Below are 22,874 nucleotides of genomic sequence, written 5' to 3'. Positions count from 1 at the left end.
GGCCGCCGGGCGCCGCCCCGGCTCGGGACGCCTTGGCTCGGGACGTCGTGGCTCGGGACGCCGTGGCTCAGGACGCCGTACCGCCCAGCGGGGGCGCCGGGCGTCCGGGGTAGCCCGGGGGCGGGTTCAGCCGCTGGCCCGGGAGGCCGCCCTTCTCGTACTTGAGCAGCTTCCGCGCCTTCTCGGGGTCGGTCTCGCCCTCGCCGTACGACGGGCAGAGGTGGGTGATCGGGCAGGCGCCGCAGGCGGGCTTGCGGGCGTGGCAGATGCGCCGGCCGTGGAAGATCACCCGGTGCGAGAGCATCGTCCACTCGCTCTTGGGGAAGATCGCGGCGACCTCGGCCTCGATCTTGACCGGGTCGTCGGACTCGGTCCACTTCCAGCGCCGCGCGAGCCGCATGAAGTGGGTGTCGACGGTGATGCCGGGCACGCCGAAGGCGTTGCCGAGGACGACGAAGGCGGTCTTGCGGCCGACGCCGGGCAGTTTGACCAGGTCCTCCAGCCGACCGGGCACCTCGCCGTCGAACTCGTCACGGAGGGCGGCGGACAGGCCCATGATCGACTTGGTCTTGGCGCGGAAGAATCCGGTCGGCCGGATCAGTTCCTCGACCTCCTCGGGGACGGCGGCGGCCAGGTCCTCGGGGGTCGGGTAGGCCGCGAAGAGCGCGGGGGTGGTCTGGTTGACCCGCAGGTCCGTGGTCTGGGCGGACAGCACCGTGGCGACCAGGAGCTCGAAGGGATTACGAAAATCCAGCTCGGGATGGGCGTACGGATAGACCTCGGCCAGCTCCCGGTTGATCTTCCGGGCGCGCCGGACCATCGCGAGCCGCGACTCGGGCTTGGCGGCGCCCTTCGGGACACCCTTCGGGGCCGCGGGCGCCTTCGCCGCGGCCTTTCCTGTAGCGCTCTTCGCCGCGCCCCGGGGTGCGCTTTTTGCCGCATTCACCCGTTTCGACGCACCGTGTTCGCCCACAGCGGAATCGCCTTCCTCCCGCACTCTTCCATCCCCCTTGGCCTGCGCTCTCACCGGCGAGTTGGACACCCGGCCAGCCTAGGCGCCGCCGTCCTCATCCGCCCCGCGCGCACCCGATCGGGACCCAATCGGGCCCCTGACGTACGGAAAGGCCGCCCGGTGAGTCAAACTTGTTGTGATTGATCGCACTGAGGTCGACATAGGAGAGAACTCGTGGACGACGTTCTGCGACGCGCGCCGCTGTTCGCGGCGCTCGACGACGAGCAGGCCGCCGAGCTGCGCGCCTCGATGAGTGAGGCGACGCTCGCCCGTGGCGACGCACTGTTCCATGAGGGCGACCCGGGCGACCGGCTCTACGTGGTCACCGAGGGCAAGGTGAAGCTGCACCGCACCTCGCCCGACGGCCGCGAGAACATGCTGGCAGTCCTCGGCCCCGGCGAGCTGATCGGCGAGCTGTCCCTGTTCGACCCGGGCCCGCGCACCGCGACCGCGACCGCGCTGACCGAGGTCAAGCTGCTCGGCCTCGGCCACGGCGACCTCCAGCCCTGGCTGAACGCCCGCCCGGAGGTGGCCAGCGCCCTGCTGCGCGCCGTCGCCCGCCGGCTGCGCAAGACCAACGACCAGATGTCCGACCTGGTCTTCTCCGACGTGCCGGGCCGTGTCGCCCGCGCGCTCCTCGACCTGTCGCGCCGCTTCGGCGTGCAGTCGGAGGAGGGCATCCACGTCGTCCACGACCTCACCCAGGAGGAGCTGGCCCAGCTCGTCGGCGCCTCCCGCGAGACCGTCAACAAGGCGCTCGCCGACTTCGCGCAGCGCGGCTGGCTCCGCCTTGAGGCCCGCGCCGTGATCCTGCTCGACGTGGAGCGGCTGGCGAAGCGCTCGCGCTGAGCCGAGCCGCACGTCACGGGCTCCCCGTACGTACGGAAGGGGGCCGTCCGGTCGAACCGGACGGCCCCCTTCCGCGTCCTCAAGTCCTCAGGTCCTCAGGTCCTCGGGTCCTCAGGTCCTCGTGACGCGTACGGACGTCAGCGCTTCGTCCCGTCGACGATCAGCGGGTTCGAGCCCCCGCCGCCGCACGGCACCGCGTAGACCGGGTTCTTCGCCGCGGCCTCCTTGTACGCGTCGATGCACTGGTTCGTCAGGACCTTGTCGGTCAGCGACTCGTTGAGGATCTTGTTGGCGCGGGCGATGCCCTCGGCCTCGATCCGGCGCCGGTCGGCCTCCGCCTTGGCGGTACGGGCGGCCTCCAGGGCGCGTTCGGTGGCCTGCTGCTGCTGGATCTTGCGGTCGACCTGGTCCTGGAGCGCGTTCGAGGGCTTCACATTGCGCAGGTTGACGGTGGTGACGTCGATGCCGCGCGGGGCGAGCCGCTGCTTCACCTGGGCGGCAATGTCGGCGTTGATCTTCTCGCGCTCCGAGGCGTACCCCTGCTCGCTCGTGTAGCGGGCGAAGACGTTGCGGACGATCTCGCGGCTGTCGGGGTAGACGAGCCGCTGCTGGATGGCGTCCTCGCTGCCGGCCAGCTTGTACAGCTCGACGGCCTTGGACGGGTGGACCGCCCACTTCACGGTGACCTCGGCGTACATCACGCCGCCCTGTGAGGAACGCACCTCGACCACGTCCTTGTCGGACAGGTTGAGGTCCACCGGCCGGGTGGAGAAGGTCGTCACGCTGGTGAACGGCGACGTCAGGTGCATGCCGGAGGACATCGGCGTACCGACCTTGCCGAAGGCGACCGGAACGCCGACCTCGTACGCGCTGATCACGTACGTCATGCTGACGACCAGCGAGAACAGGCCGGCCAGCAGCGCACCGACGGCGCCCAGTTTCAGGCCGCGGGTGTCGTTGACGCGGCCGACGATGTACAGCACCGCCGCCGCTATGACCAGCAGAATGGCGAGGACGAACACGGGCTTCCCCCAGAGTTCCGGCCGAATATAAGCGGAACATAAGACACGGGGGGAAGCGAAAAGGTTGCGGTCCCGGCCACGGATTCGCCGGTCATATGCCCGACCGCCCGCACCGCCGTCGCCCGCACCGCCGTTCCGGAAGGGCAGGGCGGCGCGGGCGGACGGATACCCGGGCGGTCCGTCAGATTCGGCCGGACTCCCGCAGATACTCCAGCTGCGCCCGTACGGACAGTTCCGCCGCCGGCCACAGGGACCGGTCGACGTCCGCGTACACATGGGCCACGACGTCCGGCGCCGAGCGGTGGCCCGCCGCCACCGCCGTCTCCACCTGCGCGAGGCGGCTCGCGCGGTGCGCCAGATAGAACTCCAGGGCGCCCTGGGCGTCCTCCAGGACCGGCCCGTGGCCGGGCAGGACCGTGCGGACCCCGTCGTCCACGGTGAGCGAGCGCAGCCGCCGCAGCGAGTCCAGGTACTCGCCGAGCTTCCCGTCCGGGTGGGCCACCATCGTCGTACCGCGCCCGAGGACGGTGTCGCCGGTGAGCACCGCCCCGTCGGCGGGGAGGTGGAAGCACAGCGAGTCGGAGGTGTGCCCCGGGGTGGGGACGACCCGCAGCTCGACGCCGCCGGTGGTGATCACGTCCCCGGCGGCGAGCCCCTCGTCGCCGAGCCGCAGCGCGGGGTCCAGGGCCCGGACGGCGCTGCGGGTCAGCTCGGCGAACCGCGCGGCGCCCTCGGCGTGATCGGCGTGGCCGTGGGTGAGCAGGGTGAGCCCGACCCGCTTGCCGAGCCGTTCGGCGGTGTCCACGACGCGGCGCAGATGGCCCTCGTCGAGCGGACCGGGGTCGACGACGACGGCGAGGTCGGAGTCCGGCTCGGCGACGATCCAGGTGTTGGTGCCGTCCAGGGTCATGGCGGACGGGTTCGGCGCGAGCACGTTGTACGCGCGCGTGGTGCCGGGTCCGGAGACCACCGCGCCGCGCGGCTGCCCGGGAAGGGCCGCGGCGTCGCTCATGCCGCGCCTCCGTCCTCGGTGGTGCCGGGGGCGTCCGGGCTCGCGGCTGCCCGCGGGGGCGCGTCCGCCGGGACGTGCTTGGTGAACTCGTCGTGGCCCGGCCAGCTCAGCACCACCTGGTCGCCGTCGAGCCGCGCCCGGGCGAGGACCGGGGTCATGTCCTGGGCCGGCGCCGCGGCCAGGGCCTCGGCGGCCGTCCCGTACCGCTCCAGCACGCGCAGGGTGGAGATGGTCGGGGGCATCATCGTCAGCTCACCCCGGTCGTAGCCGGCCGCGGCGTCCACCGGGCGGATCCACACGGTGCGGTCGGCCTCGGTGGAGGCGTTCCGGGTGCGCTGGCCGGCCGGGAGCGCCGCGACGAAGAACCAGGTGTCGTACCGCCTCGGCTCGAACTCCGGTGTGATCCACCGCGCCCACGCGCCCAGCAGGTCGGAGCGCAGCACCAGACCGCGCCGGTCCAGGAAGTCGGCGAAGGACAGATCGCGGGCGACCAGCGCCTGCCGGTCCTTCTCCCAGTCGTCGCCGGTCGTGTCGCCGACGACCGTGTCCGCCGTCGGGCCGGCGAGCAGAACGCCCGCCTCCTCGTACGTCTCGCGCACGGCGGCGCAGACGACGGCCTGGGCCTGCGCGGGGTCGGTGAGACCGAGTCGGTCCGCCCACTGCTCGCGCGAGGGACCCGCCCAGCGCACGGGCTGCTCGTCGCGGGGGTCGACCCCGCCGCCCGGGTAGGCATATGCCCCGCCCGCGAAGGCCATGGAGGCGCGGCGGCGCAGCATGTGGACACGGGCGCCGTCCGCGCCGTCCTTGAGGAGCAGCACGGTGGCGGCCCGCCGGGGGGCGGCGGCGACGAGTTCCCCGGCGGCGAGGGCACGGATGCGGTCGGGCCACTCCGGCGGGTACCACTGCCCGTTCGGCTGACCGCCCGACTGACCGTTCGACTGACCATTCGACATGGCCGGATGCTATGCGCAAGCTTCCGAATGCACGAGAGCCGATTCCTCCCGGGGGAGGAACCGGCTCCGTGTCGTGCGGGGCGCCCCGCGCTCGGGTGCGAACGGCGGGTACGAACGGCGGGTACGAACGGTCGTACCGTGCCGCGCGGGTGCCGTCGCGGGGCGAGGCGGTCAGTCCTCGATCAGCTCGACCTGGATCTCCACCTCGACGGGCGCGTCCAGCGGGAGGACGGCGACGCCGACCGCGCTGCGCGCGTGCACGCCCTTCTCGCCGAGGACCGCGCCGAGCAGCTCGCTGGCGCCGTTGATAACGCCCGGCTGGCCGGTGAAGTCGGGGGCGGAGGCGACGAAGCCCACCACCTTCACGACCCGCTTGATCCGGTCCAGGTCACCGGCGACCGACTTCACGGCGGCGAGCGCGTTGAGCGCGCAGGTGGCGGCGAGCTGCTTGGCCTCCTCGGCGGTGACCTCGGCGCCGACCTTGCCGGTCAGGGGCAGCTTGCCCGCCACCATCGGGAGCTGGCCCGAGGTGTGGACGTACACGCCCGAGCGCACGGCGGGCTGGTAGGCGGCCAGCGGCGGGACGACCTCCGGCAGGGTCATGCCCAGCTCGGCGATCTTCGCCTCGACGGCTCCCGCCCCGCTCACGAGGACTTCTCCCGCTTCAGGTAGGCCACGAGCTGCTCGGGGTTGTTCGGTCCGGGCACGACCTGGACGAGCTCCCAGCCGTCCTCGCCCCAGGTGTCAAGAATCTGCTTCGTCGCGTGCACCAGAAGCGGCACAGTCGCGTACTCCCACTTGGTCATGAGGCGACTGTAGCCGCTGGCGCGGGGCCGCCCGCCGGGGCGACCGGCCCGGCGGGACGGGCCGCGGTCCCCCGGCCGCCCCTCGGGGTGCGCCGGGCCCGCCGCCGCAGGCCGTCGGCCGGGTTCGCCGCGGCTCGGCCATGCTCGCGCCCGCGGGTTCGGCTGTCGACGCGTCAGGGATTTCTCGGGGGTCTCCTCCGGGCTTTGTCCGGGGCAGCCCTCTGATTGGTGCGGGGCGCCAGTGGTTAGGCTCGAATACGTGAGCAGGCTCCAGGTCGTCAGCGGCAAGGGCGGTACCGGTAAGACGACGGTCGCCGCCGCACTCGCGCTCGCCCTCGCCACCGAGGGCAAGCGGACCCTCCTCGTCGAGGTGGAGGGCCGGCAGGGCATCGCGCAGCTCTTCGAGACGGAGGCGTTGCCGTACGAGGAACGCAAGATCGCCGTCGCGCCGGGCGGGGGCGAGGTGTTCGCGCTGGCCATCGACGCCGAGCGGGCCCTTCTCGACTACCTCCAGATGTTCTACAAACTGGGCGGCGCGGGCCGGGCCCTGAAGAAGCTCGGCGCGATCGACTTCGCGACGACGATAGCGCCGGGCGTGCGGGACGTCCTGCTGACCGGCAAGGCGTGCGAGGCGGTGCGCCGGCGCGAGAAGCAGGGCGGATTCACCTACGACCACGTGGTGATGGACGCGCCGCCGACCGGCCGCATCACCCGCTTCCTCAATGTGAACGACGAGGTGGCCGGGCTCGCGCGGATCGGCCCGATACACCACCAGGCCCAGGCGATCATGGGCTTCCTGAAGTCGCCGGACACCGCGGTGCATCTGGTGACGCTCCTGGAGGAGATGCCGGTCCAGGAGACCGCGGACGGCATCGCCGAGCTGCGCGCGACCGGTCTGCCCGTCGGCCGCGCCATCGTGAACATGGTCCGCCCGCACGTCCTGGACGAGGCGGCACTGCGGGCCGCCTCCGGCGCCCACCGGGACGCCGTCGCGGGGGCGTTGGTGTCCGCCGGCGTCAAGGACGGCGCGCTCCTGGTCGATCCGCTGCTCGACGAGGCGGCGGAGCACGCGCGGCGGGTGGAGCTGGAGCGGACCCAGCGCGCGGCTCTGGACACGATCGGGGTCCCGACGTGGGAACTCCCCTTCCTGGGGGACGGGGCGGACATCGCCGGTCTGTACCGGCTGGCGAGAGCACTGCGCGCCCAAGGGGTGGGCGAGCAGGACACGAGCGAGCAGGACACCGGCGGGCAGAGCACGGGCGGACGGGGAACGGGCCGACAGGGGGCGGGCGCGTGACGGCAATGGGGACGGCGAAAGAGACGGCGGCGGAGCAGGCCGGGACGGGCGGCAGCGGCGGCACCGGCGCTGGAGCCGGGGGCACCGGGGGCGGGTTGGACAGCGTGTCCGTCCTCGCGCTCGATCCGCTGCTGGACGACCCGGCCACCCGCATCGTCGTGTGCTGCGGCGCGGGCGGGGTCGGCAAGACGACGACCGCGGCGGCGCTCGGCGTACGGGCGGCGGAGCGCGGGCGGCGGGTGGTCGTCCTCACCATCGACCCGGCGCGCCGGCTCGCCCAGTCGATGGGCATCGACTCCCTCGACAACGTGCCGCGCCGGGTGCAGGGCATCAAGGGCTCGGACGGCGGCGAACTGCACGCCATGATGCTGGACATGAAGCGGACCTTCGACGAGATCGTCGAGGCGCACGCGGACGCCGACCGGGCCCGGGCCATTCTGGAGAACCCCTTCTACCAGTCCCTGTCGGCCGGTTTCGCCGGTACGCAGGAGTACATGGCGATGGAGAAGCTGGGCCAGCTGAGGGCCCGGGACGAGTGGGACCTGATCGTGGTCGACACCCCGCCGTCCCGTTCCGCGCTCGACTTCCTGGACGCGCCGAAGCGCCTCGGGTCCTTCCTGGACGGGAAGTTCATCAAACTGCTCATGGCTCCGGCGAAGGTCGGCGGCCGGGCCGGGATGAAGTTCCTGAACGTCGGCATGTCGATGATGACGGGGACGCTGGGCAAGCTGCTCGGCGGGCCGTTCCTGAAGGACGTGCAGACCTTCGTGGCCGCGATGGACACGATGTTCGGCGGCTTCAGGACCCGGGCGGACGCCACGTACCGGCTGCTCCAGGCGCCGGGCACGGCCTTCCTCGTGGTCGCGACCCCCGAGCGGGACGCGCTGCGCGAGGCGGCGTACTTCGTGGAGCGGCTGGCGGCGGAGGAGATGCCGCTGGCCGGGCTCGTCCTCAACCGGGTGCACGGCAGCGGTGCCGCCTGGCTGTCGGCCGAGCGGGCGCGGGCCGCGGCCGAAAATCTTGACGAGGGCCGCATTGTGGATCAGGGGGCCGGGAAGACTGCTGGAGGTGGCCCCCGGGCCATCTCTCCCGAGCCGTCAGACCCCCCTGTGGCCCCCACCGCAGGCCCCGTGCCCGACCTCGCCACCGCCGCCGGATCCACCACCAGGACCACCGCCGTACCCGAGCCCGTCCGTACGTCCGCACCCGAAGCTGCCCCCACAGCCGACGCGGAGCACGGCGAGCCACCCTCCGCTCCACATGCCTCCGGCACACCCGGAGCGCCCGGCACACCCAGCGCGCCCGATGTCCGGGAACTCACCGCCGGGCTGCTCCGTCTCCACGCCGAACGGATGCGGGTGCTCGCGCGTGAGCAGCGCACCCGCGACCGCTTCACCGCGCTCCATCCCGAGGTCGCGGTCGCCGAAGTGGCCGCCCTGCCCGGTGATGTGCACGATCTCGACGGTCTGCGCGCCATCGGCGAGCGCCTGGCGATCGGGCGGATACCGTCGTAGCCCGCGTGCCGTAGCCGGTACGGCGAACCCCGCCCCCGGTCCCGGCGCCCGGCCATGTGCCGTGGCCCTCGCGCTCGGTCCCACTCCGTACGTACCGCCCGTGCGTCGTACGTACCGTTCTTACGCCACGCGACGTACCCGCGCGTACGTGTACTCACGTATCCGCGTACTCACGTGTCTGCGCACTCATGCGTCCGCGTACTCACACGCGACGGCCCGGCCCGCCGGCCCATGGCCGCCCGGCCGGTGCGGGAGCCGCCCTGCCCGGAAGGAATCCGGGGAGGTCAGCCCACCGCCGCGTACGCCTCGTACGTCGCGTCCTCGTCGATCGCCACGGGCAGCAGGCCCGCGCCGCGCTCGTACTCCGTGCGCGCGGTCTCCAGCAGTCTCCGCCACGAGGTGACGGTCGGCCGCCGGCGCAGCAGAGCGCGCCGTTCGCGCTCCGTCATCCCGCCCCACACGCCGAATTCCACACGGTTGTCGAGGGCGTCGGCGAGGCATTCGGTCCGCACCGGACACCCGGTGCACACCGCCTTCGCCCTGTTCTGCGCCGCACCCTGCACGAATAGTTCATCCGGATCGGTAGTGCGGCAGGCGGCCTGCGCACTCCAGTCAGCTACCCAGCCCATACCGGCGCCGTCCTCTCCCGAATCGAGGCTCCCCCACGGCGGCAGCGGCATATTCACCGCTGCCAGTTGGGACGTTACGGAACGTAGGGACAGCGCAACACCCCCGTCGGGCCCAATCTTGAATGGCCCGAACGGACTATGCGTGCGCGGGAGATCACCCAGAGGAGTGACGGAAGGGCATGATGAACCTATCGGACATAAGCCGATTTCACGCCTCGATCGGGCATGGATTCCAGACGTTTCGGGTACGCCGGGATACACGCCGCCGTCATGCATGAATCGTGGTACGCGACCACTCTGCTGTGACAGTTGGGAGCAGCTTAGGCCAAGGCATATACGCGTGTCCGGCGAATGAGAACGTAGGCTGCCTCCATGCCAAAGAAGCGCTCGGGCGGAGGTCTGACCGGGACCCAGCAGGCCGCCAAGTTCCTTGGAGTCAGTGTGCTCGCCGGAGCCGTGCTGGCGGGCATCGCCCTGCCGGCCACCGGTGTGGTCGGACTGGCGGCCAAGGGCACGGTCGAAGGTTTCGACGAGATCCCGTCCAACCTGAAGACGCCACCTCTGAGTCAGCGCACGACGATCCTCGACTCCCAGGGCGGCCACCTCGCCACCGTGTACTCGCGCGACCGCCAGGTCGTCCCCCTGGACAAGATCTCCCCGTACATCCAGAAGGCCATCGTCGCCATCGAGGACGGCCGCTACTACGAGCACGGGGCGATCGACCTCAAGGGCGTGCTGCGCGCCATCAACCGCAACGCCCAGTCGGGCGGCGTGTCGCAGGGCGCCTCCACGCTCACCCAGCAGTACGTGAAGAACGTCTTCGTCGAGGAGGCGGGCGACGACCCGGAGAAGGTCGCCCTCGCCACCCAGCAGACCATGGGCCGCAAGGTGCGCGAGCTGAAGTTCGCCATCCAGGTCGAGGAGGAGCTGGGCAAGAAGAAGATCCTGGAGAACTACCTCAACATCACCTTCTTCGGGCAGCAGGCCTACGGCATCGAGGCCGCCTCGCAGCGCTACTTCTCCAAGCACGCCGCCGACCTGACCCTGCCCGAGGCCGCCATGATGGCCGGCCTGGTGCAGTCGCCGAGCCGCTACGACCCGGTCAACGACATCCAGGAGGCCACCAAGCGCCGCAATGTCGTGCTCCAGCGGATGGCCGACCACAAGGACATCAGCCAGGCGGAGGCCGACCAGGCGAAGGCCACCCCGATCACGCTGAAGGTGAAGGCTCCGAAGAACGGCTGCATCACCGCCGTCGACGGCGCCGGCTTCTTCTGCGACTACGTCCGCAAGACGATCCTCAGCGACCCGGTCTTCGGCAAGACGTCCGAGGAGCGGCAGAAGCTGTGGAACCTGGGCGGTATGACCGTCCGGACCACGCTCTCGCCGGCCGCCCAGGCCGCCGCCAACGAGGCCGCGGTCGCCAAGGTCGACAAGGACGACACGGTCGCCGCCACGGTGGTCCAGGTCCAGCCCGGCAGTGGCAAGATCCTCTCGATGGGCCAGTCCCGCCCGTACGGCCTGGACCAGAAGCTGCACCAGACGACGCTCAACCTGTCCGTCGGCAGCAGGATGGGCGGTACGACCTACGGCTTCCAGGTCGGTTCGACGTTCAAGCCGATCACGGCCGCGGCGGCGCTCGAAAAGGGTCTGAGCACGTCGCAGAGCTTCAACGACCCGACCCAGATCACGGTCCCGGAGAACGGCTACTCCCGTTGTGACGGCACGCCCGCCGGCTCCGGCCAGTGGGAGGTCAACAACGAGCTGGAGTCCGAAAAGGGCCACTACGACATGACGAGTGCCCTCGGCAAGTCCATCAACACGTACTTCGCGCGGCTGGAGCAGATGGCCGGTCTCTGCGAGACGCTGACGATGGCGAAGAAGGTCGGCTACGACCGCGGGCTGGGCAAGCCGCTCAAGCAGAGCCCGTCGGCGACCCTCGGCGGTCTGGAGAGCACCCCGCTCGACATGGCCGCCGTCTACGCCACCTTCGCCAACCGGGGCACGTACTGCACGCCCGTCGCGATCGAGTCGATCACGACGGCGGGCGGCCAGAAGCTGCCGGTCCCGAAGTCCAGCTGCTCGCGCGCGATGAGCGAGCACACCGCCGACACCGTGAACCAGATGCTGAAGGGTGTCGTCGAGGACGGTACGGGCGCCACCGCCGGTCTGACCGACCGGGACAACGCGGGCAAGACCGGTACCACCAACGACCGCAAGGACGCCTGGTTCGTCGGCTACACCCCGAACCTGTCCACGGCGGTGTGGGTCGGTGACGACATCGGCGAGAAGACCCCGATGTACGACATCACCATCGGCGGGCAGTTCTACCCCAAGGTCTGTGGTGGCTGTCTGCCGGGCCCGATCTGGAAGATCGCGATGACCGGCGCCCTGGACGCCGGCCAGACCCCGTCCTTCGTCCCGGTCGACGTGGCGCGCGGTGACGACCCGAACAAGGGCCGGGCGCAGCAGCCGGGCGACGCCGGAAACGGCAACGGCAACGGGACCGGCGGCGCGAACGGCAATGGCAACGGGAACGGCAATGGGAACGGGAACGGAAGCGGCAACGACAAGCCGGGCGGCGGGCAGCCGGGGACCGGTACGCCGACCCTTCCCGGCGGGATCTTCCCGCCCGGCATGATCGGCGGCACGGGCGGCCGAGGCCAGGGGAACGGGAACGGCGGCAACCCGTAAGCCGTAGGCCCGGCCTGGCATATGACAGAGGGCGCCCTTCCCGGAACCGAACGGTTCCGGGAAGGGCGCCCTCTTCGCGTGTGTCCTCTTCGCGTATGTACGGAGCGGGTCCCCGGCTCAGCCGGCGAGCAGCCGCTTCACGGTGGCGGCGACCCGGCCGCCCTCCGCCCGGCCCGCGACCTTCGGGTTGACGATCTTCATGACGGCGCCCATCGCCCGCGGCCCCTCGGCGCCCGCCGCCTTCGCCTCCTCGACGGCGCCGGCCACGATGGCCTCCAGCTCCGCGTCGGTCAGCTGCTGCGGCAGATACGCGTCGAGGAGGACACCCTCCGCCCGCTCGCGTTCGGCCGACTCCGCGCGACCGCCCTGGGCGAAGGCGTCCGCGGCCTCGCGGCGCTTCTTCGCCTCCTTGGCGATCACCTTCTGCACCTCGTCGTCGGAGAGTTCGCGCTTCGTCGTACCCGCGACCTCTTCCTTCTGGATCGCGGTGAGGGTCAGCCGCAGAGTCGAGGAGCGCAGCTCGTCGCGCTCCTTGATCGCGGCGTTGAGGTCGTCCTTCAGCCTGGCCTTGAGCGTGGTCATGACCCCAAGTGTGTCAGGTGCCCGGCTCCCGGCGCCCGCGCGTTTCCGTCCGGCGGGTCTGCGACGATAAGGGGATGCGCGCACGGTACGGGATCCCCCTGAAGATCACGGCAGGTCTCACGGCGACGGCCGCGGCCGGACTCGTCTACGCGGCGGGCTTCGAAGCCCGCTCCTTCCGACTGCGCCGGGTGACCATCCCGGTGCTCCCCCGGGGCATGCGCGACCTGCGGGTCCTCCAGGTCTCGGACATCCACATGGTGAGCGGGCAGCGCAAGAAGCGCGCCTGGCTGCAGTCCCTCGCGGGGCTGCGCCCCGACTTCGTCGTCAACACCGGCGACAACCTCTCAGATCCCGAGGCGGTGCCCGAGGTCCTGGACGCGCTCGGGCCGCTGATGGAGTTCCCGGGGGTGTACGTCTTCGGCTCCAACGACTACTACGGCCCCCGGCTGCGCAACCCCGCCCTGTATCTGAAGGAGAAGATGCAGGGGAAGCACGGTCTCAACGGCAACCCGCCGGTGAAGGGCGCCGTGCACAACCCGTGGGAGGGCCTGCGGGACGCCTTCGACGCGGCGGGCTGGGTCGACCTCACCAACACCCGCGGCCGGCTGAAGCTGCCGGGCGCGGAACTCGCCTTCACCGGCGTCGACGACCCGCACATCAAGCGGGACCGGTACGAGCGGGTCGCGGGCGGCCCGGAGCAGGACGCCGACTTCTCGATGGGCGTCGTGCACGCGCCGTACCTGCGGATGCTCGACGCGTTCACGGCGGACCGCTACGACCTGATCCTCGCCGGCCACACCCACGGCGGGCAGCTGTGCGTGCCCTTCTACGGGGCGCTGGTCACCAACTGCGACCTGGACACCGACCGGGTCAAGGGCCTGTCCACCCACACGGCCGACGGCCACACCTCGTATCTGCACGTCTCGGCGGGCTGCGGCACCAACCGCTACACCCCGGTCCGCTTCGCCTGCCCGCCGGAGGCGACCCTGCTGACGCTGACGGCGGCGCGGGGCTGAAGCCGGTAGGGGCGCTGGGGCCCGCGGCCCTGCCGCAGGCGCGGGCGCGGGCGGAGGTTCGGCGGGGCGCGGTGCACGGCCGGGGACCGCGCCCGGGGCACCGCTTCCGACCTGCGGCGGGGGCTCGCGAGAACCGGATTTCGTCTCTGGGCGCCGGTGGGCTAAAGTAATCGATGTCGCCGCGACGAGATGAAAAGATCGAAACAGCGACATCGGGGTGTAGCGCAGCTTGGCAGCGCGCTTCGTTCGGGACGAAGAGGTCGTGGGTTCAAATCCCGCCACCCCGACAGCCGTAAGACCAGGTCAGGGGCCTGATCCGAGACATCGGATCAGGCCCCTGAGTGGTTTCCGGGGGCACCCTGGGAGCCGTTTGGGAGCCGACTTCGGGCTCCGGCTCCCCACCAGGCCGCCTGACGACGACCTCGCCAGCAACGGATGCTTCGGCCGGAAGCACGGACTTGCTGTCAGTACCCCCGTCTAGCCTTGAACCACCACCGCCCCATAGGAGACCGGATTGGCCGGGTTCAAGATCGACAAGCGCGTGATCGCGAAGATGCAGAAAGAGATCGTCAAGGAGTTCGAGCGGGCGAACCGCAAGCATCCCGTCCGCATCCCCATCGAGGTCGAGCCCCCGTCCATGGGTGTGCTCACCCTCGCGAGTGCCAGCGGCCTCGAAAGCGACCCTCAGCTGTCCCGCTTGCTGCTCTGGCTGCACGAGTCGGTCCAGCAGAATCCGAGCCGCTACGTAGACGTGCGGGACTTCGCCCGGAGCGAAGGGCTGCCGGAAGACGACAGCGACAACATGGCGCTGCAGCTTGAAAAGCTCGGGCTCGTCCAGATCGCACGGAGCCTCGCCGGCGGGCTCGCCGAGGTGTTCCCCACCGACGACGGATTGCTGGAGGCGCGCCGTCTACTCGCTCTGCGCGCCGACGTAGTCGAACGCTTCGGACATGCCTGCGATGTGTTGTTGCGCTGGGTCCTACGCTTGGGCGGAAGGCAAACCTCTGTTCCGGCGCTGGCATTCCTGGAAGACCCACTGTGCAGCTTCGCCGGGGATCCCCTGGCCGAGGATGAAGTTCTCAGCGCGCTCGACTACCTGCGTGAGCACGCTCTTGTGGAGCGAGTGGTCACAGATGCCGAGGTCGCAATCCTGATCACAGCACAAGGCACCCGATGCGTACTCGCTGGAGGCACCGTGAATGACTTTCTGAGCCGTCAACCGGCTGGCGACACCTACAACATCACTGGCTCCCACGGCTTCGTTGCTGGCTCCCAGCAGCACGTCGTACAGAACAATTCCTTCGGCCTGGACGCATCCAAACTCGCGGAGTTCGCCCAGCAGGTACGGCAGTTCGCGCCGGCCTTGGGGGCCTCCACTGAGCAGCAGAGCCAGCTGATTCTGGACGCAGAAGTCCTGGAAGAGGCTGCCACCACTGATGCGCCTGAACCGGGACGCATACGGGCCGCATTTGATCGGCTGAACGCAACCCTCACCGCAATCGGTACGGCTACCCCTGGCCTGACCATGCTCGTCGGGGCAGGGCAGAGCGCATACCAAGCAGTGTTTGGCGCCTGAATTGCCTGGATCCAGCCGTCGAGGCTGGCTCCAGGTATCGCTCTCAGTGATTGGCTCCAGGCGGGCGCTGAGAGGACTGTCGAGCGCGCCCTTCCGCGCTTGGTCAGGCTGGTCATGAGGCCCCGGCGGCAACGGAACCATTTACAGCAGCCACCACGTTGATCACGGCAAGAAGACTTGAGCACTGAGACGAAGGCGGCGGCATGGCGGAGCGCGGAGGGCAGGCTGCTGCCTTCGGGTTTCAGTACCAGTATCTGGTCACCTTGGAGGAGTTGCTAGCTGCTGCCGAGGGGCTCCAACCTGGCGTACACGCTGCGGTCATCGAACCAACTGAGACCGACGCACAGGGAGTGGACGACCCGGACGCCATCGACTTCGATCTGATAGATGGCGACCGGTCCCCCGTGCTGGCCGCGCAAGTGAAATCAGGAGGACCGGGTACCGAGCTGTCTGCTCCGGCCGCTTTCGCTGTGCTGATGCGGATGGTCAGGGCCAGACCGAGCGCCAAGGCTTACAGCTTGATCACCAATATGAGGCTGCATTCCAAGGCAGTTCAGTTGAACCGGGTTCTGCGCCTCGCCGCTCCCGATGAGCTCCAACAGCAGCTGACCGCGCTCCTGGAGCGGAGCTCAAGACAACAGGAAAATGCCAAGGGCCTTAACCACGACGAGCTGTTGCGGTTGCGTCGCGCACGCATCGTGCCGGATACCCGCGAGCCACATGAGCTGCGCGAGCAACTAAGGGAACGCATCAGAAAATTCCGTTCGCAGCAGCGCAGCGGCCTCGGACTTCGCTCGGCAGGGCGCATGACCAATCACCTGGTCTCGGAGATCTTCCGTAGAGCCTGCGGCGAGTTCGATGGCGTGCTCACCTTGACGGACTTCCGTTCCGAACTTTTGACAGAGGCCGCTCACCTCGCCCATGACCTTGGCAGCTTCGACTGGGGCATCATGGTGGGGCCCGTCCCGTCGCCGCCGGATCTCCCTAGGCCCGACCTGTTGGCGCATATTCACCGTGCACTCACGGAAGCACCCGAGGATCGAGTGGTGCGGGCCTGCGTACTGCTGGGATTGTCCGGTATCGGAAAGACTAGTGCAGCAGCTGCGTACGCCCACGACGTCGCGGACTCCTACGACCATATCTTCTGGATTGATGCGGAGAGCGACGCCAGCCTGGCCGCCTCCTACCACGTCTTGCATGACTGGCTCGCCCCACAGCAAGCGCAGGCGAACATGGACTCTTCTGCCCTGCGCCACCGTGTACACGCGCTCCTGAGTACGTTCCCGGGCCGCTGGCTTATGGTCGTCGATAACGCCTTGGACCGCCGTCGTCTACTTCCGTGGCTACCCACCAGCGGGCGTGGACATCTGATCATCACGTCCACCAACCAGAGCAGTTGGGCCACCCACCCCCGACGAGTACCCATCACTCACCTCACCACCGACCAGGCCGTGTCGCTGATCCGCCTGCGCCTATCCGACGACGGCTCCGTCTGGGACAAGGTGAGCGAACAGACAGCAGCCGAGCTGGCGCAGAACCTGGAGTACTGGCCTCTAGCCATCGAGCTGGCCTGTGGCTACCTGGCCAGTTGCGGGCTCGGCCTTGCGGAGGTACCTCGCTATCTGGAACTCATCCGCGATCGCGCATTGGACGACGAGCAGTCTGTCCCGCCTGGGTATCCGCGCACGCTCGTGGCGGCAATCCGGGTAGCCCTGCAACGAATCGGCCGCGCCACGACAGTCGTTCGACAGCAGGACATATCGAACGCGGCAATCGCGTCGATTAGCACCGCCTCCTACCTGGCCTCTCGTCAGATTCCGATCCAGCTCCTGGTCGCCGCAGCCGTGGTGCCCAAGGAGTCCGTCATGCGCAGTGGCCTGAAGGGGCCGCTGGTCATGGTGGAATCGAGCCAGAGTCCTCTCAGCGTCCTGGAGATCCACCGGGCCTTGCGGACCGAGTCCCTCGTGCAGCGGGGTGAGCCGCTCAGCGCGGGCGGGCCTCACCGGCAGACGAAGTCGGAGCACCCTGACGAGCTCGACGAGACCATCAGCATCAACGAGATCGTGCAGCACGTAGTACGGGCCACCTTGGAAGGCTCCAGCAGCGTGGAGCCGATTCTGAGCCGCGCCGCCTTTCACACTCAGAGCTGGCTTGCTGAGTTCATCGATGATGAGGATGAGCACCGCATGCATCGGCTGGTTCCACACGCACAAAGCCTCGCCGGCCATGCCCTGCGGCTCGGGATCAGCTCCGACGACCTTGCAGTCCTTTACGGCAACCTCGGCGGCGCCTACTTTCGCATCGGGAGTCTGGCAGCAGCACGATCCTGCTTCGAATCAGAGCTCAATGTCATCAGGGCCCGCACCGCTCCGGCACCCGCACTTGAGATCAAGACGCTGTTTCCGCTCGTTGCTGTGATGTGGGAGCAGGGCGCGCCGCTGGACCACTTGATCCCGCATCTGAAGCGCATCTACTGGCTAGCTCTACAACTCGCTGACTCCCGTCCAGCCGATGCAGCCAACGCGGTCGCCAACGTCCTGGCAACACTCCGCACAGCAACACATCGTGAGGCTCCAGGTGAAGCGGTCATCCGCCTTATCGCCGACCTGCAAGCACTTGGCGCACGGCTGCCGCATACAGATACGTCCAAGATCATTGCTGAAATCGGGTATATCACACAGGCATTGAGCGATAGAAGCATCGATGACACCGAGATCGAGACTCGGTGTCGGGCACTGTTGGACAATGCGCAACTTCCCATTGTCCAGAGGATCAACGTTGTTGCCCTTCTTGCGGAATCCCTAGCATTCCAGGGCCGCTGGACCGAGGTAGCCGTCGAGCTCGCAACGCTCGACGGCTACGCGACTACGTCGAAGCTGAACCCTCAGTCAATCGCAACTGCTGTGCACAACGTCGGCCTGCAGGTCGGCATGGCCCTCGTCCAGAACGAGACCCATGCTCTCCCTTCGCTATACAGGCTGACGGAGATCATCGCCCATCTCGACGAGGAGCACCTGGACAGAGCGACTGACGGGCCATTGAAGCTGCTGGTTCTCCGCCTCCTCGATGCTCTGTATCGCAGTGACCGTACCGCGACCGAGGCACTCCTCAAGGAGTTCGAGATGACGGATAAGTCCGTGCTCGACGCGGCACACGAAATTGGGTGGCGGCTGGTCACGTTCCGTACCGTCGCAATGGCTGCTGCGGCTCTCCCGGGCTGAAGAGGACCCAGGTGTAGCTGAGCGGCGAGGACCGTCAGTAGGCCGCGCGAGCACGATGACCCGGGCTCGAGTCGAAGCGGTGATCGATGCATGGATCAGCGCTCAGGTGGATGGGCAGAGTGGAGCTACCGGAGGGCGACCGCTCGTGTGAGCAGGAGGTCGTTAAGCGCGCGTACCGGCGACGTCGGGCACATCTCGAGGCGGGCGTCGAGAGCCGCCTCCCACTGCTCGGTCAGGCCGGCCATGAGGCGCTGGCGCATCCCCGGGGTGACGTGGGCGTAGCGGGCTGAGACGGAGCCGTCGATGTGGCCCATGCGCTCGTCCATGAGGACCTTCTCGGTGCCGAGGTCCTCCATCATCGTGCGGTGGGTGTGGCGCAGGCCGTGGGGCGTGAGGCCCTTGGCGATCGGGACCCAGCAGGCGTCTGCTCGGTCGGTGGCGTTGCGGCCCCGGGATGGGACGCCAGGCCACGGTTCGCCGAGGAGCGGGACGGGGCGGGCTTCCTGGGGTGCCTTCTTCGGGTACCAGCCGGAGACTGCCGGGGTGAACAGCCAGGTGGCGAAGCCGTTGCGGCGCCAGTGGGCTGCGTGTTCCGACACGGTGCCGCCTCGTACGAACCCGAGATCCGCGATGGCCTGTTCCACCTTTGCCCTCGTGGCCTCGGCGACGCGGGCGGGGTGGTTGAGGACGTTGGACACCGATGGCGCTGGACATCGGTGCGCCCGGGAACGCCATCGAGCAGCGGCGGTTCACGGACGGCAATGCCGCCTGGGGCCACTACACCGGCACGTATGTCGTCCCCATCGGCCAGACGACCACCCGGTTCGCCTTCCGGTCGGTCTCCGCCGCCGGCGGCAACCGCAGTGTCGGCAACTTCCTCGACGGCATCTTCTTCGGCACCCCGCCCTTCGTGGTGCTCACCAAGTCCGCCGCGCCCACGGGGCCGTTGGACATCGGCGATGTCGTCACGTACCGGATCAACGCGCGGAACGAGGGCGGTGGCGCGGCCGAGAACCTCGTGCTCGGCGATGTGATCCCGGACGGCACGACGTACGTGCCCGGCTCGCTGCGGATCATCGAGGGCCCGAACTCCGGCGTGAAGACCGACGCCCAGGGTGACGACCAGGCGTACTACGACACCGGGGCGCGGAAGGTCGTCTTCCATCTCGGCGACGGGGCGTCCGCCTCGGCGGGCGGCAGTCTCGCCAGCACCGAGACCGTGCCGGCCGGGACCACCGTCGAGTACCGGGTCGTCATCGACCGGGCGAGCGGCGGCAAGCAGGTCCGCAACACCGCCGGCGCCACGTACGAGAACCGGCTCGGCGACACCCCGCAGCCCCTGACCGCCACCTCGAACGAGCAGGTCACCAAGGTGAACCCGGCCGCCGATCTGTCGGTGGTCAAGGCCGCCGACCGGACGACGGTGGCGGTCGGCGAGACCGTGACGTACCGCGTCACCGTCCGCAACTCCGGGCCGAACCAGGCCACGGCCGTCACCGTCGCCGACCGGCTCCCGGCCGGGCTCGCCTTCCTGTCCGCCGACGGCCCCGGCCGTTACGACCCCGCCACCGGGCAGTGGGCCGTGGGCGACCTGCCCGATGGCGCCGGCGCGACGCTCGTGCTGCGCGCGAAGGCGACCCGAGCCGGCGCGGTGGTCAACACCGCCACCGCCCACGCCCTGGAGAAGGACCCCGACCCCGCGGACAACACCGACTCCGTGACCGTCTGCGTCGAGCCCGCCCGCTCCTGCTGCGACCCCTGCGCCGACCGGACGAAGCGGTAGCGGGGAGCGAGGGAGCGAGGCCAGGGGGAGGGGACGGGGGAGTGGTCGGCTCCCGTCCCCTCCCCCGTGGCGGGACGGGAGCAGGGTCGCCGGGTGATCCGGGAAAGGCGGCAGGGGCCGGGGCCGGGGCGGATGTCTGTCGGCGGGTCACACCGGCAGGGCCGGTTCCGGGTGGTGGGGGGCGACGGTCTGGGAGGCGAGTGGTTCGAGCAGGCACAGGTCGTCGGGGGTGAGGGTGATACGGGCGGCCGCGGTGTTCTCGTCCACGCGCTGGGGGCGGCGCGTTCCCGGGAGGGGAACGACGGGCAGTCCGTGCGCGGGCGCCCGGTGGTGGACCCATGCCAGGGCGATCTGGGGAAGGGTCGCGGCGTGCCGGCGGGCGACGTGGCGCAGCGGCGACAGCAGGGCCTGGTTCGACCGGGTGGGCTCGCCGACGTACCGGGGCAGGATGCGGCGCAGGTCGCCGGGGTGCAGTTCGTCCTCCTCGGCGCGCAGCAGCCGAGTCAGGAACCCCCGGCCGAGCGGGGCGGACGGCACCAGCGCGGCCCCCGTCTCGCGCGCGGCGGGCACGATGTCGTCCTCCACGGCCCGGTCGAAGAGCGACCACGCGCACTGGACGGCGGCGATCGGGTGGACGGCCGCGGCGGCGCGCACGTCGGGGGCGGTGGGCTCGCTGAGTCCGAGGTGGGCCACTTTGCCCTCGGCCACGAGTTCCGCCATCGCCCCGACGGTCTCCTCGATGGGCACCGACGGGTCACGGCCGTGCAGGGAGAAGAGGTCGAGGCGGTCCGTGTTCAGGCGGCGCAGGCTGCCTTCGACGCGGCTGCGGACACAGGCCCGGTCGCCGCGGACGATGCGCCGCGCGGGGTCGGACGGGTCCGGGGCGATACCGAACTTGGTGGCGACGACGACCTCGTCGCGGTGGGCCCGGACGAAGGGAGCGAGCAGTTCCTCGTTCGCGCCCGCGCCGTACACGTCGGCGGTGTCGAAGAGGGTCACTCCCCGGTCGAGGGCGCGTTCCAGGGTGGCGCGGACCGTGGACCTGTCGATGTGCCCGGGGGCGAGACTCATGCCCGTACAGCCCAGTCCCTGGACGCCGACGACCGGGCCGCCGCGGCCGAGTTCGACGATGGGGCGGCCGGCTCTGCCGGTGGGTCCGAAGGCGCTCATTCCTCTGCTCCTGTCGCGTGCTCGCGTGCTCGCGTGCTCGGGTGCTCGGGTGCTGCTGAGACGGGCGACGCCCGCCCGGCGCGGACCGCGCGGGCGGGCGTCCTCGGTGGTACGGGGATACGGAGATACGGGGCCGGGATACGGGGCCGGGGTCAGGGGGCGGGGACGCGTCGCCCGAGGAGCGCGTCGAGTGCGCGTTCCAGTCCCGGGCCGCCGTCCGCCGTCTCGTCGCCGGCCCACGCGAGGTAGCCGTCCGGCCGCAGGAGCACCGCGGTGAACGGCAGCGGCGTTTGTGTCCGGGCGTGGACCGCGTCCACGGCCTCCCGCCAGGGCGCGGCGGCCTTCTCGAGGGCGGGGGCCGTGTCCGGGTCGAGCAGCAGCAGGGTGACGCGGCCGGAGCGGGTCAGGCGCGCGACGGCGGTCCGCTCGCCGTCGACGAGCAGCGGGAGGTTGGGCAGGAACATTCCGGTCCAGGCCGACTGCCCCGGGGTGCGGGGCAGCCGGACGTCCTGGTCGCTGATCATGTCGCCGAGCTGCCGGCTGACCGCCGGGTTGCGCAGCAGGTCGGTGAAGAGCGAGCGCAGCGGGTCGTGCGCGGCGCCCGGGGTCATGAGGGCGAGCTGGGCCCGGGTGTTGTCGATGGTGCGGGCGGCGGGGGGCCGGCGTTCGGCGGTGTAGTCGTCGAGCAGGCCGGCGCCGGGCCAGCCGCGCAGGTGGTGGGCGAGGCGCCAGGCGAGGTTGACGGCGTCCTGAATGCCGAGGTTGAGCCCCTGTCCGCCGACGGGGAAGTGGACGTGGGCGGCATCGCCGGCCAGCAGGATCCGGCCCGCGCGGTAGGTGTGGACGAGGCGGGCGTAGTCGCTGAAGCGGTCGAGGAAGCGGGCGTCGCGCATGGGGATGTCGCGTCCCGCGATCCGGGAGACGGTGGCACGGAGTTCCGCCAGTGTCAGGGGGGTGCCGCGGTCGGGGCGGGGGCCGGCGAAGTCGAAGGCGGCGACCCGGCTGGGCCCGTACGGGTTCGGCCCGATGACGGTCCAGCCGCGTTCGGTGACGGTCCAGCCGGCCGGTGCGGCGTACACGTCCTCCAGGTCGACCACGCCGAGGACGGCCTGGGTACGCGGCAGGTGTTCCTCGTAGGTGAAGCCGGCCTGTTCGCGTACCAGGCTGCGGGCGCCGTCCGCGCCGACGACGTGGCCGGCGCGCAGCGACGACCGGCCGTCGGGTCCCTCAAGGGTGAGGGTGACCTCCTCCTCGTCCTGCTCCAGGGCGACGACGCGATGGCGGCGCAGGACGGTGGCCCCGTGCTCGCGGGCGACGCGTTCGAAGAGCCGTTCCAGGTCGCCCTGGGAGCGGCCGACGATGGGTTCGCCCTCCACGGCCGGACCGGTGATGGTCAGTCCGGGCAGCCCGGCGAAGTGGAAGGGCTGGGCGCGTTCCTCGCCGAGCAGTTCCACGGTGGGCTCGGGCGTGGCGAGGTATCCGCGTCGGGCGAGCGTCTGCGCGGTGCGCGCGTGCAGGGTTCCGGCTTTGGGGACGTCGAGTGTGTCGGGGTTCTGTTCGACGACCGTGACCGGGACGCCGTACCGGCCGAGTTCGGCGGCGACGAGCATGCCGACCGGTCCGCCGCCGACGACGGCCACCGGCTCGAAGTCCCGCACACCGAGGACCGGTTGGAGCTGGAGACGGCCGCCGACGCCACCGTCACCTGGCTCGTACGGGACGAGGGCGCGCCGTCCGC

At 70.2% G+C, this 22,874-nt stretch carries 18 protein-coding genes, 1 tRNA gene and 2 pseudogenes; 10 read left to right on the top strand and 11 right to left on the bottom strand.

The window, feature by feature from the left end; translation table 11 throughout:
• Positions 1 to 67: 67 nt before the first annotated feature.
• On the bottom strand, positions 68 to 973 hold the full coding sequence (gene nth, locus ABZ990_RS29215; RefSeq protein WP_361237959.1) for an endonuclease III: 906 nt from the start codon (positions 971 to 973) through the stop codon (positions 68 to 70).
• A gap of 213 nt (positions 974 to 1,186) precedes the next feature.
• On the opposite strand from nth, the gene ABZ990_RS29210 reads away from it, so the two are divergent.
• A complete protein-coding gene (locus ABZ990_RS29210; RefSeq protein WP_046910193.1) occupies positions 1,187 to 1,861 on the top strand; it encodes a Crp/Fnr family transcriptional regulator in 675 nt (224 codons plus the stop codon).
• Between the two features lie 137 nt (positions 1,862 to 1,998).
• Here the strand turns inward: ABZ990_RS29210 and ABZ990_RS29205 are convergent, their stop codons facing one another.
• From ABZ990_RS29205 to ABZ990_RS29185, 5 genes are all read right to left on the bottom strand, one after another.
• Positions 1,999 to 2,883 (bottom strand): prohibitin family protein, encoded by an 885-nt coding sequence (locus ABZ990_RS29205; protein WP_361237956.1) that lies wholly within the window; start codon positions 2,881 to 2,883, stop codon positions 1,999 to 2,001.
• Positions 2,884 to 3,064: 181 nt separating this feature from the next.
• Complete coding sequence (locus tag ABZ990_RS29200; protein ID WP_361237953.1) at positions 3,065 to 3,895, bottom strand: MBL fold metallo-hydrolase; 831 nt, start codon at positions 3,893 to 3,895, stop codon at positions 3,065 to 3,067.
• Positions 3,892 to 4,848, bottom strand: a complete 957-nt coding sequence (locus ABZ990_RS29195; protein ID WP_361237950.1) for an NUDIX hydrolase — start codon at positions 4,846 to 4,848, stop codon at positions 3,892 to 3,894. Before ABZ990_RS29195 ends, ABZ990_RS29200 begins: the two co-directional genes overlap by 4 nt.
• 171 nt (positions 4,849 to 5,019) lie before the next feature.
• Complete coding sequence (locus ABZ990_RS29190; protein ID WP_361237947.1) at positions 5,020 to 5,496, bottom strand: RidA family protein; 477 nt, start codon at positions 5,494 to 5,496, stop codon at positions 5,020 to 5,022.
• Positions 5,493 to 5,654, bottom strand: coding sequence for a DUF4177 domain-containing protein (locus ABZ990_RS29185; protein ID WP_005314434.1), 162 nt, complete (start codon positions 5,652 to 5,654; stop codon positions 5,493 to 5,495). The genes ABZ990_RS29190 and ABZ990_RS29185 overlap by 4 nt, the downstream gene beginning before the upstream one ends.
• Positions 5,655 to 5,913: 259 nt before the next feature.
• On the opposite strand from ABZ990_RS29185, the gene ABZ990_RS29180 reads away from it, so the two are divergent.
• Both ABZ990_RS29180 and ABZ990_RS29175 read left to right on the top strand, forming a co-directional pair.
• Complete coding sequence (locus ABZ990_RS29180) at positions 5,914 to 6,951, top strand: ArsA-related P-loop ATPase (RefSeq protein WP_361237944.1); 1,038 nt, start codon at positions 5,914 to 5,916, stop codon at positions 6,949 to 6,951.
• A 5-nt stretch (positions 6,952 to 6,956) separates the two neighbouring features.
• Positions 6,957 to 8,465 (top strand): ArsA-related P-loop ATPase, encoded by a 1,509-nt coding sequence (locus ABZ990_RS29175; RefSeq protein ID WP_361237965.1) that lies wholly within the window; start codon positions 6,957 to 6,959, stop codon positions 8,463 to 8,465.
• Positions 8,466 to 8,749: 284 nt separating this feature from the next.
• On the opposite strand, the gene ABZ990_RS29170 is transcribed toward ABZ990_RS29175, so the two are convergent.
• Positions 8,750 to 9,094 carry a WhiB family transcriptional regulator gene (locus tag ABZ990_RS29170; protein WP_361237962.1) on the bottom strand — a complete coding sequence of 115 codons (345 nt, stop codon included), beginning with the start codon at positions 9,092 to 9,094 and terminating at the stop codon, positions 8,750 to 8,752.
• A 372-nt stretch (positions 9,095 to 9,466) separates the two neighbouring features.
• Between ABZ990_RS29170 and ABZ990_RS29165 the strand changes: the two genes are divergently transcribed.
• Complete coding sequence (locus tag ABZ990_RS29165) at positions 9,467 to 11,788, top strand: transglycosylase domain-containing protein (protein ID WP_361237941.1); 2,322 nt, start codon at positions 9,467 to 9,469, stop codon at positions 11,786 to 11,788.
• A 117-nt stretch (positions 11,789 to 11,905) separates the two neighbouring features.
• On the opposite strand, the gene ABZ990_RS29160 is transcribed toward ABZ990_RS29165, so the two are convergent.
• The gene (locus tag ABZ990_RS29160) at positions 11,906 to 12,370 is read right to left on the bottom strand and encodes a GatB/YqeY domain-containing protein (protein ID WP_361237938.1); all 465 of its coding nucleotides are present in this window, start codon (positions 12,368 to 12,370) and stop codon (positions 11,906 to 11,908) included.
• Positions 12,371 to 12,444: 74 nt separating this feature from the next.
• Between ABZ990_RS29160 and ABZ990_RS29155 the strand changes: the two genes are divergently transcribed.
• The 4 genes from ABZ990_RS29155 (at position 12,445) to ABZ990_RS29140 (ending at position 18,183) form a co-directional block, all read left to right on the top strand.
• On the top strand, positions 12,445 to 13,386 hold the full coding sequence (locus ABZ990_RS29155; protein ID WP_361237935.1) for a metallophosphoesterase: 942 nt from the start codon (positions 12,445 to 12,447) through the stop codon (positions 13,384 to 13,386).
• Positions 13,387 to 13,599: 213 nt separating this feature from the next.
• Positions 13,600 to 13,673 (top strand) — tRNA-Pro (locus ABZ990_RS29150).
• 227 nt (positions 13,674 to 13,900) lie between these two features.
• Positions 13,901 to 14,962 (top strand): hypothetical protein, encoded by a 1,062-nt coding sequence (locus ABZ990_RS29145; RefSeq protein WP_361237932.1) that lies wholly within the window; start codon positions 13,901 to 13,903, stop codon positions 14,960 to 14,962.
• A 203-nt stretch (positions 14,963 to 15,165) separates the two neighbouring features.
• On the top strand, positions 15,166 to 18,183 hold the full coding sequence (locus tag ABZ990_RS29140; RefSeq protein WP_361237929.1) for a hypothetical protein: 3,018 nt from the start codon (positions 15,166 to 15,168) through the stop codon (positions 18,181 to 18,183).
• A gap of 125 nt (positions 18,184 to 18,308) precedes the next feature.
• On the opposite strand, the pseudogene ABZ990_RS29135 reads toward ABZ990_RS29140, so the two are convergent.
• A pseudogene (locus tag ABZ990_RS29135) lies at positions 18,309 to 18,884 on the bottom strand (LacI family DNA-binding transcriptional regulator); the annotation flags it as partial.
• On the opposite strand from ABZ990_RS29135, the gene ABZ990_RS29130 reads away from it, so the two are divergent.
• Positions 18,884 to 19,966, top strand: coding sequence for a hypothetical protein (locus ABZ990_RS29130; protein WP_361237926.1), 1,083 nt, complete (start codon positions 18,884 to 18,886; stop codon positions 19,964 to 19,966). The pseudogene ABZ990_RS29135 and the gene ABZ990_RS29130 sit on opposite strands and share 1 nt — an antisense overlap.
• A gap of 147 nt (positions 19,967 to 20,113) precedes the next feature.
• Here the strand turns inward: ABZ990_RS29130 and ABZ990_RS29125 are convergent, their stop codons facing one another.
• Positions 20,114 to 21,136 carry an aldo/keto reductase gene (locus tag ABZ990_RS29125; protein ID WP_361237924.1) on the bottom strand — a complete coding sequence of 341 codons (1,023 nt, stop codon included), beginning with the start codon at positions 21,134 to 21,136 and terminating at the stop codon, positions 20,114 to 20,116.
• A gap of 152 nt (positions 21,137 to 21,288) precedes the next feature.
• On the bottom strand, positions 21,289 to 22,746 hold the full coding sequence (locus tag ABZ990_RS29120; RefSeq protein WP_361237921.1) for an FAD-dependent monooxygenase: 1,458 nt from the start codon (positions 22,744 to 22,746) through the stop codon (positions 21,289 to 21,291).
• Positions 22,747 to 22,779: 33 nt separating this feature from the next.
• Between ABZ990_RS29120 and ABZ990_RS29115 the strand changes: the two are divergent.
• Positions 22,780 to 22,874 (top strand): annotated as a pseudogene (locus ABZ990_RS29115) (siderophore-interacting protein); the annotation flags it as partial.

The organism is Streptomyces sp. NPDC046203, assembly GCF_040646255.1.
Taxonomy (GTDB): domain Bacteria; phylum Actinomycetota; class Actinomycetes; order Streptomycetales; family Streptomycetaceae; genus Streptomyces.
Note: the sequence above shows the minus strand (reverse complement) of the source record. Positions and strands in the feature narration are given on the sequence as shown.